The sequence below is a fragment of the Brevibacillus sp. FIR094 genome (genome assembly GCF_050477165.1).
Classification (GTDB): domain Bacteria; phylum Bacillota; class Bacilli; order Brevibacillales; family Brevibacillaceae; genus Brevibacillus.
The window spans coordinates 1-427 of record NZ_JBEAES010000094.1 but is presented as its reverse complement, the minus strand read 5'-3'; the positions used below and the strand labels follow the sequence as shown (position 1 = coordinate 427).

The window sequence follows — 427 nt, the reverse complement described above, 5'->3', positions numbered from 1 at the left end:
AAGTATTGCTTAATATAGTTTTGCGATTCTTCACGAGTAAAGCCCAGTTGACGAATCAAACCAAACTCAGACATACCGTACAATAAACCAAAGTTAACGGCTTTGGCTTGGCGGCGTTGATCAGAGGTTACATTTTCCAGCGCGACACCCAAGACCTCGGATGCTGTACGGCGGTGTACATCTTGCCCATTTTGAAAGGCATCAACCAAAGCATCATCTTGTGAGAAATGCGCCATTAAACGTAATTCAATTTGTGAATAATCTGCTGCCAAAAGTACACGCCCTTGAGGTGCAATAAAAGCTTTACGAATCTGACGACCAATTTCTTCACGTATCGGAATGTTCTGTAGATTTGGATCGGTTGAAGACAAGCGTCCCGTTGCTGTTAAGGCTTGATGGTAACTGGTATGTACGCGATGGGTATCGG

Annotated in this window: 1 protein-coding gene; it reads right to left on the bottom strand. The window is 44.0% G+C overall.

Annotated features, from left to right (window positions below):
• A partial coding sequence (locus ACQ5DJ_RS29985) for a DNA polymerase (RefSeq protein ID WP_429845627.1) occupies positions 1 to 427 on the bottom strand: 427 nt, incomplete at both ends.